Genomic DNA, 15,339 nt, shown 5'->3' on the forward strand with positions numbered 1-15,339 from the left:
TCACAGGACCTTGAGGCCTGGCGCCTCGCCTTGCTCCAGCGTCTCGAGGCGTTGGCGTGCCGCCTCCAGCGCGCGCTGCCGCAGCATTTCTCGCCGCTGGGCGATCCACTGAAGCCAGCGATCCATGCCCTCGCCACTGCGGGCCGACAGCCGGATGATCTCGATATCCGGGTTGATCTGGCGGGCGTAGGCTTCACAGGCCTCTATATCGACATCCACATGGGGCGCCAGATCCATCTTGCTCAACAGCATGAGGGAGGCTGCGGCGAACATGTGGGGATACTTCAGCGGCTTGTCCTCTCCCTCTGTCAGCGACAGGATGACCACCTTGGCATCTTCACCAAGGTCGAACCCTGAAGGGCACACCAGGTTGCCGACGTTCTCGATGAACAGCAGCCCAAGCTCCGCCGGCATTACCCTGGGAAGCGCTCGCTCGATCATCGATGCATCCAGATGGCAGCCCTTTCCGGTATTGACCTGAAGCGCCGGGACTCCCGTCTCACGAATGCGCTGAGCATCGTTGGCCGTCTGCTGGTCGCCTTCAATGACCGCCAGCCCATCGGGCCCCAGCCGCCGAATCGTCTCAACCAGCAGCGTGGTCTTGCCGGAGCCTGGACTGGACACCAGGTTCAACGACAGCACGCCTTTCGCTTCCAGCTGCTGGCGTACGCTGTCGGCGATCCGGTTGTTGCGCGATAGCACGTCTGTCTCGATCTCGATCAGCCGGCGCTGCGACAACCCCGCCACCTCGACGCCAGCGGGACCCGAACCACAGTCCAGATGCGGCTCCGCACCGGCGGTGACGCTGCCTGCCTGGTCATGGCTATAGCTATGCCCATGATCGTGGTGATGGTCATGCCCATGATCGTGGTGATGGTCGTGGCTATGTCCGGGATGATGTCCGTGGCCATGTCCATATGGATGAGCGTGATGATGAGCGTGGTGATCGTGCTTATGGTCATGCGCGTGGTCATGATGGGTGTGATCGTCCTCACCGGGACGGTTCTGCACGCCGGTCCCGGCGCATCCGCATACGGTACACATCAGATTACCTCCAGTTCCTTGATGCGAAGTTCTTCTCCGCCGGTGACTCTCAGGCGCGAGCTGGCGCAGCACGGACAATGATCGCCCCGCTGCTTGAGCGTCACGGTCTGGTTGCAGCCAAAGCACCAGGCGACAGCAGCCACCTCGACGATCTCAAGCCTGGCGCCCTCGACGAGGGTTCCTCGAGCGCTCAGGTCGAACCCAAACCGCAGCGCGTCGGGCTCGACACACGCCAGGGCGCCGACCTCCAGGCAGACTCGGGTGACCTGGGTGAACGGATCGCTGCGGGCGTGCTCTTCAATCAGCTCCACGATCCCCTGGCACAGGCTCAACTCATGCATGCTGGCCACCCCGCTCTCCGGCTGCGTTGACGTCTCCTCCCGCTTGCTGCGATGCAGGCCAGGTCATATCCGTCGTCTGCCACACCACCGGCAGACAAGGGTTCGCGCAGCTGAGGGCAATGGCCACACGTTGCCGAGCACCGCTGTCGCCTGAGCCGTAGGCAGAGCTGAGCAGTCGCGCCAGAAATCCCGGCTGGCACCCGCCGTCATCATCGTCGTGGCCATCTACAAGAGGTGTATCGAGCATGGCATCGGTAGGGGTATGGATGCGGTACGCCATGACCCGGCCATCGCGGCAGTCGACCTGATGCCACAGCCGGCCACGAGCGGCCTCTGCCCAGCCGTCGCCGGGACGGGATCGACCGAACCAGGCACGCGCTGGCGACGCTGAGCATGTGCTTCCGCGGGACGTACCATCGCCGCCAGCTGGGTCATCTCTGACACCACGCAAACCCTCGATCAGGCGTGCCACCTCGACGACGCGCGCCAGCATCCGAACATGCAGGCTCCAGCCATGCCGGGCGATGAGCGGCGCCAAGGCCGGGTCAGAGGCAACGCGTCGCACAAAGCTGGGGTCGTTGACCGCCTCCATGCGTCCAGCCTCGGGCAGCCAGTCAGCCGTCTGCCGTAGTACCTGAGCAGGCAGGCTGGGTGAGGCGTTCCACCACGCCGAGAGATCGGCGAGCACCCGGTTCGCCCGCTGGGCCAATAGCCGGTGCTCAAACTCCTCAAGGTCAGCCAGCCCCATGCTGGCCAGCCCCTGAAGCTCGTTGCCCGCCGCCGGATGCCCCATGGCCCCAGGCCAGTCGCGCAACATCACCAGCGCGTGCTCTCGCAGCACTTCACACTGAATGTCGGTGTGCTGGGCGGCTGGCACCGCCAGCCCCATGGCAGACGCTGCGGCGGCGGTCTGGGCGGCGGCGCAGAGGTTGTACAGACATCCCACCATGGCCAGAGCCTCGGCGGGACGACGATCCTTTAGCCAGTGAGTGGGCAGACGGCCGCGCTGTCGAACGCGAAAGACAGGCGAGTTGGCACCCTCAGGCCGGTGAGGGTCATGGTCGATGACCAGGGCAGGCATCATCAGGATGTTGCCTTTCCAGACAGGCCGATGGTCACCACGTCACGACGTGAGCGCGGACGCTGCGAAGCGCTCAGATGCGGTTGGTGAATATCAGGATCTTGCTGGACCGCTGGTGAGGAGTCGTCCGTGGATGGAGCCTCTTCATCCTGGGCGCTGTGCTGTCTGGCGGCGATATCCGCGTGACGATCCGTCTCAGCGCGATGGGTCGCATCGAACAGGGCATCCATGACCGCATGGGCAACGTCTACCGCATATTCCTGGCTCGTGAACTCGCTCATGTCCGAGAACAGGGCGCAGGCAAAAAAACCGCCTACGGGCGCGCTCAGGTTGTAGATGAATTCATACTCCCCCGAGGGAAAGGCCACTATCCGCTTGTCTCCTGAACGCAGGTCGGTCACTTCATCGGTCGCAGGGATAAGCACCAGATTCATCAGCCAGGGGGCGATCAACACGCCCAACTGCCCCTGGCATTCCGATGTCGTGGACTGCCACTCCCGAAAGCCCACCGACGCGACGCTAAGCCCTGGATGACAGAAGGGCATATCTTTCATACGCGATGCCTGGGTCTCGCGGAAGGCCTCGACCAGCGAACGGACCTGGCTGCTGGCCTGACGATTGGCCCCGTTACTGGCTGGACTATTGGTCCCGTTACTGGCCGGACTATTGGCCCTGTTAGCGGCCCCGTGACGGGTGCTGCTGGAGCCCTGAGGGAAGGACGCCTCGATTGACGTTGCAGACGCAGGTTCTGCCGGACCCAAGGGTGTCACACCCGACACGCTAGTCCCCCCGTGAGCGTCCTCAGGTTGAGCGCGAGCGTCCGCGGACGGCGGCTCACCCAGGCTCGGCTCGATGATGGCTGTGGTGGCGGGCGGGTTATCGTCACTCAGCACCATAAACTGTTGCCTATCGCCATCGCAGCTGGGGCAGCGCCAATCCGCTGGAAGACGAGAAAATGGCGTGCCTGGCGCTATTTGCCTGCTGCTGTCACCCAATGCCGGGTCATAGCAGTACCAGCAAATCTTGCATTCAAGACGGGCGCTATCGTCCAGACGCGCCGCGTCGCCAAGGAAGGACCCTTCAAACTGGGAATGGATCACGCCATGGCCTCCAGCGTCTGTTCAAGCCGGACCACAGAGTCGGCGATGTCCTCAGGCGCCGCGCAGGCCACCTCAGGGATGTCGGACACTTCGATGACGTCGAGAATCAGCGCATCCTGGGAATTGAAATAACGTACCCGCCAGACATGCTCCAGCGCCGTGCTGTCGATACGGCAATTGCCGTAGCCCCGGGACAGGATCGATACCTCGCCCTGGCCCAGCGCCAGCTCAAGATAATGAAGGTCCTCCGGGGTATGGGGCAGTAGCGACAGATTGATGGCATAAGGCTCATCGCCGGGACGGTGAGCGTGACAGCGCTCGACCAGCTCCGTGACGATAAAGGGGCCATTGACGACCCCTGCCGCCGTTTCTGGTGGGCAGAAAATTCGCTTGGGTGGCGTCTTCAGTGCGGCGCTGGGCACCCTGCCGATCTCGATTCGCTCCTCAGCCCCGCCACTACCTACCGTGGTCACTCGCCAAAGCCCGGCGAAGATGGACTCCTGTACGTCGCAGGATGGCTCACCCGTCGCACGCACCGAGACCTCTCCTTCCCCGAGTGTATCGGCCACCACCCGACGGTTTTCGTCGTCCAGCGGTGGAAACTCAACCACCAGATTGCCGCCTTCCGGCGTCCACCGAGACGCGGCGGCGGCCAAGGCCTTCAACGCCGTAAGAGCCGGGCGAATGCGTTCGGGGTCTTCCACTTCAGGCAACGGGGCATGAAAGGTGCGCATGGCCGAGGGCATGGGAAGATAGTCGAGTTCGGCACCTTCTTGACTGCCGGGCCCGACCCCACCCAAGGAGGGAGAAAAGTGGTTCAGCGTCATGATCCATTCCTTGTATAGGCCCGCCAATCACCCCGACGACTTATGACTGCCTGGCGATCAACTGGGCGTGCGGCGACGTTCCTGCGACGATAGCGCCGACCTCTTCGAGATAGGCCTGCCAGTCGCGAACCCGCGACACCACGCCCTTGAGCTGACCTTGCTCGACGAAAACCAGAGAAGGCACCGGCCAGACCTGGAAGCGCTCTCTTATCAGGTCCTCGTCCTGTCGCTGGACAACCGCGGGGATAAACTTGCCGGCAAAGGCACTCACCAGCTCCGGGAGAATGACAGCCACGTCCTGGGTTTCGAGATTGGTCTCTGGATCGCCACTCAACAGCAGTACGTGCAACCCCTCCTCTGCCATGAACGCCTGCAATTCAGCTCCCGCCAGGCAGGGATAGCCCAGTTCATTGATCAAGCGCCCCAAGGGTCCCGTCATTGCTCTCTCCCAACGACTCTCGCATCTTTTCTCACATCCTTTCTCGCACCTTTTCTCACATCCTTTCTCACATCCCTTATCACACCAATGTCCTCCCACATCCCGACTTTTTCCCCGAGCTTTTCCCGAGTTTTTCCCCGAGCGGCCGCAACGCTCCAGCTTGTCTCAGCCGCTGGTCCTTCCGGCCTTACGGGCTGCCTCGAGGTGCGGCGGTAGCCTGGGGGCTTCTGCCTCCAGGTCCGCGAAGTAGCCTGCTTCCATGGCGCCTCCCTTGGCGACTAGCGCCACGGCGTCCAAGGCGCTGCGTATCAGCTGGGCTTCCTCCGGGTCGAGCACACGCCGAGCCGCACCCAGAAACACCAGCAGCCAATTGCCTATCTCCACGTCACCGATCAGCGCGATATCCACCTGTTCAGCCGCGCTTCCCTCTGCTCGGCAGCACAGGGCGAGCGAACCGGACACGTCCACCACCTGCATCGGGATGCCTACACACATGGCTGCCACCTATCGTACGGTGGCAGCATATCGGCGGTTGTGGCCAGCCCCATCCTCATGGCGCACCTCCCTCACTGAGGCAGCCAGAACTGTCCAGACAATCAGGCCCTTGAACCGGAGAGCGGGACGCAGAGGGCTGATGATGTTGCCGCTCCGCCATGGGACTGGAGTCGGTCTCGTTTTCGGTATCGGTCAGGGTCTCGGTATGGCTGGACCGGCCAAGAAATCGCGCGTCGCCAAGGCGACAAGCGTCTCGCGACGACGGGCGCTGTCCTTCGTAGTGATCCAGTGCCAGGGCTGGTGCGGCCAGTCCGCCCAGGTCCGCGATCGCCTCACGGGGACGCAGCGTCACCTTCCAGGCGCCAAGCTCTTCCACGGCTAGCTGGATCACCTCATCGATACGGGCGGCTACCTCGGGGCGCAGCGAGCCGCCGTAGTCATCAATGACCTGCGGCTGCACGCCGATCAGCGTGAGGTGTCGAGGTTGCCACCCCAGCAACTGCGCCGCCGCCAGCACCTCCTGAAAGCCCGTCTGATGCAGTGACATCTTCTTGGCTCCCATAAAGCTCGGAACCTCATCGTCACGCACGACATGGATCGTCGCGGGAGGAAGCCCGTAGTCGATGGCATCAATGACCAGCAGCTCGCTGCATGCCTGGATGTAGGGCAGCAGATAAAGACCCTGGGTGCCTCCATCCAGCACCGTTACCTGAGGGGGCACATCAAAACGTCGATGGAGGGCTTCAACCGCCCGAACGCCAAACCCCTCATCAGCCCAGAGCACATTGCCGATTCCCAACACCAATATCGACGATGCTTGGCTGTCATTGTTATCCATGGCTAAAGGCATTCGGCTCCCACCTTCAAAGGCGCTAAGTTCCTGTCATATCAGCCGCTGATACCGGTAAACAGCAGACAACATAAAAATGCTCGGTATCGACATATAGGCATGTAAAAACAGTGAATTACTGAGCGAACACTAGCGCTTCACCAAACAAGAATTCAGTGTCGCAGAATAGCTCGGGCTGTAATCAAGAAAAAATGTCTCTATTGATCCAGCACAATTTAAAGGAAAAGGGGTAGTCACCCTGTCCATTTTCTTCCGCTAACAGGCGACTTCATCTCCGGCACGGCACACATAGGTGAGATGCGTCTTGATATGGTGTATCAAGATAAGCCAGGAGTTACCCAGTCGCTCGTTAACGAGAGAGAAGCTTTCGCGACAGGGGCTATCGAGAGAGATATCAAGACAGAGGCTTTCGAGACAGAGGCTTTCGAGACAGGGGTTTCTAAACAGGCTAATGCGAGATATATCAACGGCCACTTATTTCTGCATGGGACGGAAAATCTGGCACCTTTTCCTGACATCTAAAGGAGTTATCAACTGACAAGAATCGCTAGCGGGTTGGTAAATAGCCCACTAGCGTATGTGCGACAAGGCCTCTGCTTCTGGACCTTCTGGATCTTCCGAAACGTTTGAACCCTTTAAATCTTTGGGACCTCCTGAATCAGTGCATCAGAAGGGTTCATCGTCCTTGAAGGTACGTTCCCCCGAGATCATCGTCGAGACAATGCTCTGTCTCGACATGATGTCTTCGCGTATGGCGACGTATACGTGAATGATGATAAACACCACCATGACCCACATGCCAAGCCGGTGCAGGATGTGAACATCCAGGCTCTGCCCTACCAGCGGAATGACCCAGCCGAACAGGCTGTCCTGCCAGCTCCCCCTGAGAGCCCCCTCAGCGTACAGCGCCATCCCCGTGACGATCATGAACAGCGTTCCCAGGGTGATAAAAAGGAACATTGCCAGCTGCGCCAGGGGATTGTGCCCCACGTACTTGCGCGGACGCTTTTCAAGGAAAAGGTACCAGCGCAGCTCGAACCAGACTTCACGCCACCATTCGCTGCGATGCAGCGGCAGTCTGAACAGCTGCTTGGCATGATGGTTACCCACCAATGACCAGTAGAAACGGAACAAGAAGCCAATGGTCAGTACGTATCCTGCGGTAAAATGCGCGAAACGAATGTAGCCCATCACGAAGTGATCGCTGGCCTCACCGGAGACCGTCGGCAGCGGCTTGCCGATGAAGTAGCCGGTGACGATCAGCACGAGAATCGCCAGGGCATTGGTCCAGTGCCATAGCCGCAATGGAGCTTCGTACACGTAGACCGAGGTCTGCCTGACGGAGTCAGGTAGCGCGCCGGCCGCACTGCCGGCGCCCCCTTGGCGCGGTGCGCCCGGCTGGCCCGACACTTCTGGGTCAACAGAAGCCGCAGACGTCTGCGCAACATCCGGCGTCTTGGATTGCTGCGACATGATTCCTCCCCCGCTATCGCACGGTTACGCGGGACAGCTCTTCTCCGTCCTCGCTCATCACATGGGTGGAGCACGCCAGGCAAGGATCAAAGGAGTGCAGGGTGCGCAGGATTTCCACCGGCTCGTCCGGCCTTTCCATCGGGGTCCCCAGCAACGAGGCCTCGAAGGCTCCGATATTGCCTTCGGCATCCCTCGGGCTGCCGTTCCAGGTGGTGGGCACGATGCACTGATAGTTCTCGATCTTGCCGTCCTTGATGCGAATCCAGTGGCCGTTCATGCCCCTGGGAGCCGCCACGATACCCACCCCACGAGCTTCACTGGGCCAGGAGGCTGGGTCCCACTTCTCGATGTTGGCCGTGGCGAGGTCACCTGCTCGAATATTGGCCACCAGTTCGTGCCAGTCATCGAGCATCATGGAGGCGCAGTAATGCGCCTCAAGCGCCCGCGCCAGGGTGCGCCCTATCGTCGAAGGCAGTGCCTGGCGTGGCGTAAGGCGGGTACCGGCAAGCTGATTGAAGGCCGCCAGGGAGCTGTCGACCTGGTCGATGACGAACTCGTTGCCCTGGGCGTAATTGAGGATATAGCGAGCCAGTGGCCCCACCTCCATGGCGTGCCCGCGCCAGCGCGGCGACTTTATCCAGGAATACTTGGCCGACTCATCCAATTCTCGGATGTGGGTACGGGTGCCTACGGTTGCCTGGCCCAGCTCGTAGTGGTGTTCCGTCTCGCCGTCCCACGGGTGAAGCCCCTTTGACTCGTCGGCATAGCGATACCATGAATGGGCCACGAACTCCTGGATCTGCTCTGGATCGGTGGGGTCGACCTCGTGCACCTCGTCCCAGTTACCACCGACGATGGCACCGCCCTTCAATTGATCGGTGGACTTGTCGTAGTTGACCTTGGAGTAGTCGCCGTAATCCATCACATTGCTGCCAGCGAGACCGCCGCCATGGAGCCAGTCCTTGTAGAAGCTGGCAATGGCGATCACATCCGGCAGGTAGACGTTCTGGGAGAACGCAAAGGCCTCTTCCATACGAGCCCGAACGAAATTGAGTCGCTCCATATTGAGCGGAGCCCCGGCAGCCAGGTCACCGTCGATATTGATGGCGCAAGGCACCCCACCCACCATGTAGTTGGGATGCGGGTTCTTGCCGCCGAACACCGTATGGACCTTGACGATCTCCTTCTGCAGATCGAGTGCCTCCAGATAGTGGGCGGTGGCCATGAGATCCGCCTCCGGTGACAGCTTGTACGCCGGGTTGTCCCAGTAGCCGTTCTTGAACAGGCCCAGCTGGCCAGACTCGATAAAGGTCTTCAGACGATTCTGCACATCCCGAAAGTAGCCAGGGGATGACAGCGGATGGTTGGGGCCGGTCAGTTGCTGCAGACGAGATGTGGCCCTGGGATCGGCGCGCAGCGCATTGACGGGATTGACCCAGTCGAGCGCATGCAGGTGATAAAAGTGGACCACGTGATCGTGCCACTGCAGCACCTTTGCCATCATTTCCCGAATCAGGTGAGCATTTCGCGGGATGCGTATATCCAGGGCATTTTCCACCGCTCTCACCGATGCCAGCGCGTGACAGCCTGTACAGACGCCGCAGATGCGCTCGACAAAGGCCCAGGCATCCCGAGGATCACGGCCCTTCAAAATGACCTCAAGCCCACGCCACATGGTGCCCGTGGAGACCGCATTGCGAATGATATTGTTGTCATCCACATTGACCTCACAGCGCATGTGTCCCTCGATGCGCGTGACGGGATCCACCACGATGCGACGGCCGCTTCTATCCAGGTCGAACCCGTTGGGTGTGCGCGTCTGTGTCATCAGACCTCCTCCTTGCTGACGGATGACTGGCGCTTGACCTGCGCCCGTTTCAATGCGGTGACCGCGGCATGAATGGCGACCGCGCTGCCCACACCGGTCGCCACGGCACCACCGATCTGGTCGGCATTGGCCTCGATACCGAATTGGTGAACGTCCTGCAGGCGGGCGTACCAGGACCCTTTATCCCAAAAGCCATCCTCCGAGCAGCCGATACAGCCGTGACCCGCCTGGATGGGGAAACTCACGCCTTCATTCCAGCGCACGGTGGAACAGGCGTTGTAGGTGGTCGGACCCTTGCAGCCGACCTTGTAAAGGCAATAGCTGCGCCTCGCCCCCTCGTCATCGAAGGCCTCGACAAATTGGCCAGCATCGAAGTGCGGACGCCGATAGCATTTGTCATGGATTCGCTGGGAATAGAACATCTTCGGACGCCCGGTACGATCCAGCTCGGGCAGGCGATCGAAGGTCAGCATGTAGGTGATGACGCCGGTCATGACCTCAGCGATGGGGGGACAGCCCGGCACCTTGATGATCGGCTTGTCGGTGATGACCTTGTGCACTGGGGTGGCCCGGGTGGGGTTGGGCCTAGCGGCCTGCACACACCCGTGACTGGCGCAGGAGCCCCACGAGATGACCGCCTTGGCATGGGCCGCCGCCTCCCGCAACTGGTCCACGAACGGCCGGCCACCGACGATGCAGAACATGCCGTCCTCGTTGAGCGGCGGGTTGCCCTCCACCGCCAGGATGTAGTTGCCCTTGTAGCGTTCGATGGTGTCGGCGAGCGCCGCCTCAGCCTGATGCCCCGCTGCGGCCATCAAGGTGTCGTCGTAGTCCAGCGAGATCATGGACAGCACCACGTCCTTCACCAATGGGTGAGCCGACCGGATAAAGGACTCTGAGCAACATGTGCATTCCAGGCCATGGACCCACACCACCGGTGTGCGGGGCTTGGTTTCCATGGCGTGGGCAATCTTGGCGGTATAGGCAGGCCCCAGACCCAGCGCTGCTGCGGTCAGAGAGCAAAACTTGAGGAACGAGCGACGCGTGACTCCCTGTCGGCGCATCACGTCGTAAAAGGTCTCGATGGGTTCCATCATCAACGACTCCCCTGTCGTGGTCGTCAATCGATCTTCAATCGGCGTTTGGCATCCTGCTGGCAATGGCGTTTCCATCGCGCGGGATCAGGACGGCTTTATGGCTAACGCCGACGCTCACGGTCCACAAGAGAAAAGCAATACATGTGCCAACGACGTTTTCGTTATATTTTTCAGACAGGTAGCAGTATTTTCACGTTGCCAGCGGTAACCCAGCGACCGGTCGCTGTGCGCCAGGTTCTCGGCCCAGCCGGCACATCAGCACAGGGCGGCAAGCAACTTGCCAGCGCCGCTAATCGGCCACACCGCCGCCTTCCAGCTTGACATTCCAGGTCAGCCAAGTAGAATGCAGCGCCATTGAAAGGCTACGTAGCTCAGTTGGTTAGAGCACATCACTCATAATGATGGGGTCCCCTGTTCGAGTCAGGGCGTAGCCACCAGATACAGAAAAAGCCCGTCGATCACTGATCGGCGGGCTTTTTCGTTGTGACGAGATAGGCCGAGGGACCCTGACCTTTCCCCCAAGCTTCAGAGGCCGTCAGGCCTGGAAACAAGGATGACGGCGCGACTGTCTAGGGCGCGCCGTCTCTCTGCATCTTGCCGGGCGCTGATGCGGGATGTCTGATGCCAGCTGTCACATGCCCGCCCAGCGACCCTATCTCGTTCGATTCCTCGAGGGTCAGACCAGTGTCGGCTGGTTGAAAAACGCTGTCAGCACGCGAGTCAGATGCTCGACATCCTGGCTGCCCGCGGTCTCGCGAATCGAGTGCATGGCCCACTGCGGAACGCCAACATCCAGCGTAGGCACCCCAAGCTCAGTCGCGGTAATCGGCCCGATGGTGCTGCCGCAGCCCATGTCGGCCCGGGTGATAAAGGTCTGCACCGGCACGTCCGCCTGCTCGCACAGATCACGGAACATGGCGGCCGTGGCACTGTTGGTGGCATAGCGCTGATTGGCATTGGTCTTGATCACTGGCCCGCCATTGAGACTTGGGCCGTGCTGCGCGTCATGCTTGTCCTTGAAGTTCGGATGCAGGGCGTGGGCATTATCACAGGAGATCATGCGCGACGATTGAATCAGGCGAATGTAGCCTTCTTCCGTCCCCTCACCGACCTGCCCATTCACGCGCTTCAGCACGTCCGCCAGGAACGGGCCCTGGGCACCGCAGGCACTGGCACTGCCGACTTCCTCGTGGTCATTGGCCACCAGCACCATGCCCTGGTCGCCATCGGCATCCAGCATGGCCTCAAGCCCCATGAAGCAGGACAGCAGGTTGTCCAGCCGGGCACTGGCGATCAGCTCCTGGCGCAGCCCTACCAGTGACGGCGGCTGCAGGTCGTAGAAGCCCAGTTCGAAGTCCAGCACCTTGGCATCGCCGAGTCCGTGCTGCTGCTCCAGCCATGCCTGCAACAGGCTCTCCAGAGTCGCGTCCTCATCGGCCTGCATGACGACCGGGGCCATCTGGGTCTGGGCATTCATCGCACGCCCGTCGTTGGCTTCACGATCCAGATGAATCGCCAGGCTGGGAATGATCGCAATCGCCTGCTCGACGTTGATCAGCACGCCCTTCACCTGGCCATTCGGCAATCTAACGTGAATGCGGCCTGCCAGGCCCAGATCCCGGTCAAACCAGGGCGACAGCAGCGCGCCGCCATAGACCTGAACGCCCAGCTGCAACCACCCCGCCGAACGCTGGGCAGCATGGGTCTTGAGTCGTAGATTGGGGCTGTCGGTATGTGCACCGACCATACGCAGCGATGACAGAGGTTGCGTGCTGGGCAGGTTCACCGCAATGATGGAGGAGTCATTGCGAGTCACATAGAAGCGGTCGCCGGGAACCAATTCCCAGCTGTCGGTCTCCAACAGATGGCGGTAGCCCGCATCTTCGAGCCGCTGAGCCATGTTCGCAGTGGCATGCCAAGGGCTGGGTGAACGGCGAAGAAAGTCGAGCAACCGACTGAGCCTTTTGGCGCATTCGGTATCATCCTTTGGCAAGCACTCCTGTGACATGGGCGTCCTCTGATGCATGATAGTAATGGTTCAAGGTTTGTCCTTTACTCTGTTAACACGGTAAAGGACAAGGATTGACAGCAAGCTGCTACAATGCGAATCCGGTCCAAGGGACCCGCCGACCGAGTCGGTGTCAGACCGACGAGTGTACACGAATCCTGGAGTGCTTCATTGATGAGCCTGATTGAGTCTGCGGGTCGCGCCCTGGCGCTTTCCCTGCTGATCGCGGCCCCAACGGCGCTGGCCACTCCCACGCCCGGCGACGACCAGCGTCAGGCGGCCATGGAGGTGGCCGAATCGCTGCGTTACGGCCACTACGCGGATGTGAAGCTGGACGACCAATGGTCCAACCGCGCCTTCCAGCGCTACCTCGACGTGTTGGATGGACAACGCGCCTACTTCCTTCAAGACGACGTGGATGACTTCGGTGATCTACGCACCGGCATGGATGAAGCCTTGCTGGATGGCTCCCTGGCCAGGGCCTACGACCTCTACCAGCGCTATCACGAGCGCGCCGAAGCACGCCTTGACTGGATGCTGGACGAGATCGATGACCTCGACATGTCCTTCGATGGGCAGGGTCGACTGGAGCTGGATCGCGAAGACGCCTCCTGGGCCGCCTCTCAGGAGAGCCTGGACGAGCTGTGGCGCAAGCGCCTGGCCAACGCCGCCCTAACGCTGTCGATCAGTGGACAGGACGACGACAAGGTCATCGATACCCTGCGCGAGCGCTACGAGACCCAGAAGCACCGTCTTGAGCAGACCAACTCAGAGGATGTGTTCGGACTGATCATGGCCGCCGCTACCGGCACCGTTGACCCCCACACGGAATACCTGTCGCCGCGCCAGGGTGAATCCTTCGACATTCAGATGCGACTGTCACTGGAAGGCATCGGCGCACTGCTTCAGGCCGACGGCGAATACGTCAAGGTGGCCAGCCTGGTGCCGGGCGGCCCCGCCGAGAAGGATGGCGCACTCAAGCCTGCCGACCGCATCATCGGCGTTGGCCAGGAAGGCGAGGACATCGTCAACGTGGTCGGCATGCGCCTGGATGACGTGGTCGAGCTGATTCGCGGTCCCAAGGGCTCCGAGGTGCGTCTCGAGGTGGTGCCCGGTGAAGCCGTCGACATGACCCGCTCCACCGTGGTCGATATCACCCGCGACACCGTCAAGCTCGAGGATCAGGCGGCTTCCAGCGAAGTCATCGAGGTTCAGCGCGAAGACGGGGTGCACAAGGTCGGCGTCATCGAGGTGCCCGCCTTCTACGTGGACTTCGACGCCTGGCAGGCGGGAGAAGAGAACTACCGCTCCACCACCCGTGACGTCGCCGCCGAGGTCGAGAAGCTCAAGGCCGAAGGCGTCGAGGGCATCGTCCTCGATCTGCGCAACAACGGTGGTGGTGCCCTGCAGGAAGCCAACTCGATGATCGGCCTGTTCATCGATCGCGGCCCTACCGTGCAGGTTCGTGATGCCCGTGGGCGCATCAGCCTGTACGGTGACACCGACAGCGGCACCCTCTACGACGGTCCGCTGGTGGTTCTGGTCAACCGCCTGTCTGCCTCTGCCTCGGAAATCTTCGCAGGAGCCATCCAGGATTACGGCCGTGGCCTGATCGTGGGTTCCAACACCTTCGGCAAGGGCACCGTGCAGACCCTCAATGACCTGAGCTACGGCCAGATCAAGCTGACCCGCGCCAAGTTCTACCGGATCTCTGGGGAGAGTACCCAGAACCGCGGCGTCAAGCCGGACATCATGTACCCCAGCCTGCTCGACCCCGAGATTATCGGTGAGAGCGCGCTGGACAACGCCCTGCCCTGGGACACGGTACGTGACGTTCAGTACCGCAGCTATGGCACACCGCGCCAGTACCTGAAGGAACTGCGCACACGCCACCAGCAGCGGGCCGACGACCACCCCAACTTCCATTACCTGGAGCAGCGGGCCGAACTGGCGAGCCGCCTGCGCGAGCAGCACACCAGCGTCAGCCTCAACCGGGAGCAGCGTCAGCGTGAAGCCGACGCCCAGGACGCCGAGATGCTGTCACTCGAGAACGAGCGCCGTGAAGCCCTCGGCCTCGACATCCTCGAGGAATGGGGCGATGCCCGCGAAAGCGGTGACGATGCCGACCTGGCCGCCGAGGAAGACGCCGAAGAGGAACAGCCCGTCGACCGCGCAGAGGTCGAGGAATCAGCGGAAATCCTGCTCGACTTCGCCGAACTCGGCCCGAGCTGGCAGTACGCGGTAAAAGGCTAAGTCACGATACAGCCACTTAGCTGCACGCAGAACGAAAAAGCCGGGGCATCAAGCCCCGGCTTTTTTGGATTCTGGCCCCCACAACAGCCAGCCCACATCACAACTGCTGCATATCTAAAGCGGGTTATCTTTCGGAAAAGTCCCGTCGAAGTGAAGTGACCCCCTCCCGAGCTGCACAGGCTATAGTGCAGCTCGGGAGGGGGAGCACTTCAAGTCGGCACTATACGGCGACAGTGAAGGCCTACGGGCTCACACAGGAATTCACGACGCCCTACACCCCGGAGCAAAAAGGCCTCGTCGAGCGCTTCTTCCGGTCCTTGAAGGAAAAATGCATCTGGCAGCACCGGTTCGAGTCACTGTGCCAGGCTCGGGCGGTGATTAGCCACTGGATTCGGTACTACAACGAAGATCAGCCTCAGCCACATCAGTCTTTAGGCTATGGGCACCCTGAGCACACCCGGCGTTAGCGGCGTAGGGTGTGCAGAAACCAGGGGGTCATTACA

The 15,339-nt window shown here is 61.2% G+C and carries 14 protein-coding genes and 1 tRNA gene; 3 read left to right on the forward strand and 12 right to left on the reverse strand.

Annotated features, from left to right (window positions below):
* The 11 genes from hypB to KUV45_RS17350 all read right to left on the reverse strand — a co-directional run bounded on the left by hypB (position 1) and on the right by KUV45_RS17350 (position 10,575).
* Entirely contained in the window at positions 1-1,044 is a 1,044-nt protein-coding gene (gene hypB, locus KUV45_RS17300; protein ID WP_222163560.1) for a hydrogenase nickel incorporation protein HypB, read from the reverse strand.
* The gene (hypA, locus tag KUV45_RS17305) at positions 1,044-1,385 is read right to left on the reverse strand and encodes a hydrogenase maturation nickel metallochaperone HypA (RefSeq protein WP_206943428.1); all 342 of its coding nucleotides are present in this window, start codon (positions 1,383-1,385) and stop codon (positions 1,044-1,046) included. Before hypA ends, hypB begins: the two co-directional genes overlap by 1 nt.
* Positions 1,378-2,469, reverse strand: a complete 1,092-nt coding sequence (locus tag KUV45_RS17310) for a hypothetical protein (RefSeq protein ID WP_222163561.1) — start codon at positions 2,467-2,469, stop codon at positions 1,378-1,380. Before KUV45_RS17310 ends, hypA begins: the two co-directional genes overlap by 8 nt.
* Positions 2,469-3,566: a [NiFe]-hydrogenase assembly chaperone HybE gene (hybE, locus tag KUV45_RS17315; protein WP_222163568.1), complete on the reverse strand. Its 1,098-nt coding sequence runs from the start codon at positions 3,564-3,566 to the stop codon at positions 2,469-2,471. Before hybE ends, KUV45_RS17310 begins: the two co-directional genes overlap by 1 nt.
* Positions 3,563-4,393 (reverse strand): hydrogenase expression/formation protein, encoded by an 831-nt coding sequence (locus tag KUV45_RS17320; protein ID WP_222163570.1) that lies wholly within the window; start codon positions 4,391-4,393, stop codon positions 3,563-3,565. The genes hybE and KUV45_RS17320 overlap by 4 nt, the downstream gene beginning before the upstream one ends.
* A gap of 40 nt (positions 4,394-4,433) precedes the next feature.
* Positions 4,434-4,832, reverse strand: a complete 399-nt coding sequence (locus KUV45_RS17325; protein WP_222163571.1) for a hypothetical protein — start codon at positions 4,830-4,832, stop codon at positions 4,434-4,436.
* Between the two features lie 165 nt (positions 4,833-4,997).
* A complete protein-coding gene (locus KUV45_RS17330) occupies positions 4,998-5,327 on the reverse strand; it encodes a HypC/HybG/HupF family hydrogenase formation chaperone (RefSeq protein WP_222163580.1) in 330 nt (109 codons plus the stop codon).
* A 55-nt stretch (positions 5,328-5,382) separates the two neighbouring features.
* On the reverse strand, positions 5,383-6,177 hold the full coding sequence (locus KUV45_RS17335) for a HyaD/HybD family hydrogenase maturation endopeptidase (protein WP_224852062.1): 795 nt from the start codon (positions 6,175-6,177) through the stop codon (positions 5,383-5,385).
* 666 nt (positions 6,178-6,843) lie between these two features.
* On the reverse strand, positions 6,844-7,650 hold the full coding sequence (cybH, locus tag KUV45_RS17340; protein ID WP_222163581.1) for a Ni/Fe-hydrogenase, b-type cytochrome subunit: 807 nt from the start codon (positions 7,648-7,650) through the stop codon (positions 6,844-6,846).
* Positions 7,651-7,663: 13 nt separating this feature from the next.
* Positions 7,664-9,478 (reverse strand): nickel-dependent hydrogenase large subunit, encoded by a 1,815-nt coding sequence (locus KUV45_RS17345; protein WP_206943442.1) that lies wholly within the window; start codon positions 9,476-9,478, stop codon positions 7,664-7,666.
* A complete protein-coding gene (locus tag KUV45_RS17350; protein WP_308126721.1) occupies positions 9,478-10,575 on the reverse strand; it encodes a hydrogenase small subunit in 1,098 nt (365 codons plus the stop codon). The genes KUV45_RS17345 and KUV45_RS17350 overlap by 1 nt, the downstream gene beginning before the upstream one ends.
* Positions 10,576-10,935: 360 nt before the next feature.
* On the opposite strand from KUV45_RS17350, the gene KUV45_RS17355 reads away from it, so the two are divergent.
* Positions 10,936-11,012, forward strand: a tRNA-Met gene (locus tag KUV45_RS17355).
* Between the two features lie 239 nt (positions 11,013-11,251).
* Here KUV45_RS17355 and KUV45_RS17360 read toward each other — a convergent pair.
* Entirely contained in the window at positions 11,252-12,583 is a 1,332-nt protein-coding gene (locus KUV45_RS17360; protein ID WP_222163583.1) for a M18 family aminopeptidase, read from the reverse strand.
* 174 nt (positions 12,584-12,757) lie between these two features.
* On the opposite strand from KUV45_RS17360, the gene KUV45_RS17365 reads away from it, so the two are divergent.
* Positions 12,758-14,836, forward strand: a complete 2,079-nt coding sequence (locus tag KUV45_RS17365) for a carboxy terminal-processing peptidase (protein WP_206943446.1) — start codon at positions 12,758-12,760, stop codon at positions 14,834-14,836.
* A 233-nt stretch (positions 14,837-15,069) separates the two neighbouring features.
* The gene (locus KUV45_RS20515) at positions 15,070-15,303 is read left to right on the forward strand and encodes an integrase core domain-containing protein (protein WP_222163585.1); all 234 of its coding nucleotides are present in this window, start codon (positions 15,070-15,072) and stop codon (positions 15,301-15,303) included.
* Positions 15,304-15,339 lie beyond the last annotated feature (36 nt).

The organism is Halomonas sp. DP3Y7-2 (assembly GCF_019800795.1).
Lineage (GTDB): Bacteria > Pseudomonadota > Gammaproteobacteria > Pseudomonadales > Halomonadaceae > Halomonas > Halomonas litopenaei_A.

Bases quoted from the DNA above. Each gene is read 5' to 3' on its own strand.
- hypB (WP_222163560.1), bottom strand. From the start codon at position 1,044: ATGTGTACCGTATGCGGATGCGCCGGGACCGGCGTGCAGAACCGTCCC.
- hypA (WP_206943428.1), bottom strand. From the start codon at position 1,385: ATGCATGAGTTGAGCCTGTGCCAGGGGATCGTGGAGCTGATTGAAGAG.
- KUV45_RS17310 (WP_222163561.1), bottom strand. From the start codon at position 2,469: ATGATGCCTGCCCTGGTCATCGACCATGACCCTCACCGGCCTGAGGGT.
- KUV45_RS17320 (WP_222163570.1), bottom strand. From the start codon at position 4,393: ATGACGCTGAACCACTTTTCTCCCTCCTTGGGTGGGGTCGGGCCCGGC.
- KUV45_RS17325 (WP_222163571.1), bottom strand. From the start codon at position 4,832: ATGACGGGACCCTTGGGGCGCTTGATCAATGAACTGGGCTATCCCTGC.
- KUV45_RS17330 (WP_222163580.1), bottom strand. From the start codon at position 5,327: ATGTGTGTAGGCATCCCGATGCAGGTGGTGGACGTGTCCGGTTCGCTC.
- KUV45_RS17335 (WP_224852062.1), bottom strand. From the start codon at position 6,177: ATGCCTTTAGCCATGGATAACAATGACAGCCAAGCATCGTCGATATTG.
- cybH (WP_222163581.1), bottom strand. From the start codon at position 7,650: ATGTCGCAGCAATCCAAGACGCCGGATGTTGCGCAGACGTCTGCGGCT.
- KUV45_RS17345 (WP_206943442.1), bottom strand. From the start codon at position 9,478: ATGACACAGACGCGCACACCCAACGGGTTCGACCTGGATAGAAGCGGC.
- KUV45_RS17350 (WP_308126721.1), bottom strand. From the start codon at position 10,575: ATGATGGAACCCATCGAGACCTTTTACGACGTGATGCGCCGACAGGGA.
- KUV45_RS17360 (WP_222163583.1), bottom strand. From the start codon at position 12,583: ATGTCACAGGAGTGCTTGCCAAAGGATGATACCGAATGCGCCAAAAGG.
- KUV45_RS17365 (WP_206943446.1), top strand. From the start codon at position 12,758: ATGAGCCTGATTGAGTCTGCGGGTCGCGCCCTGGCGCTTTCCCTGCTG.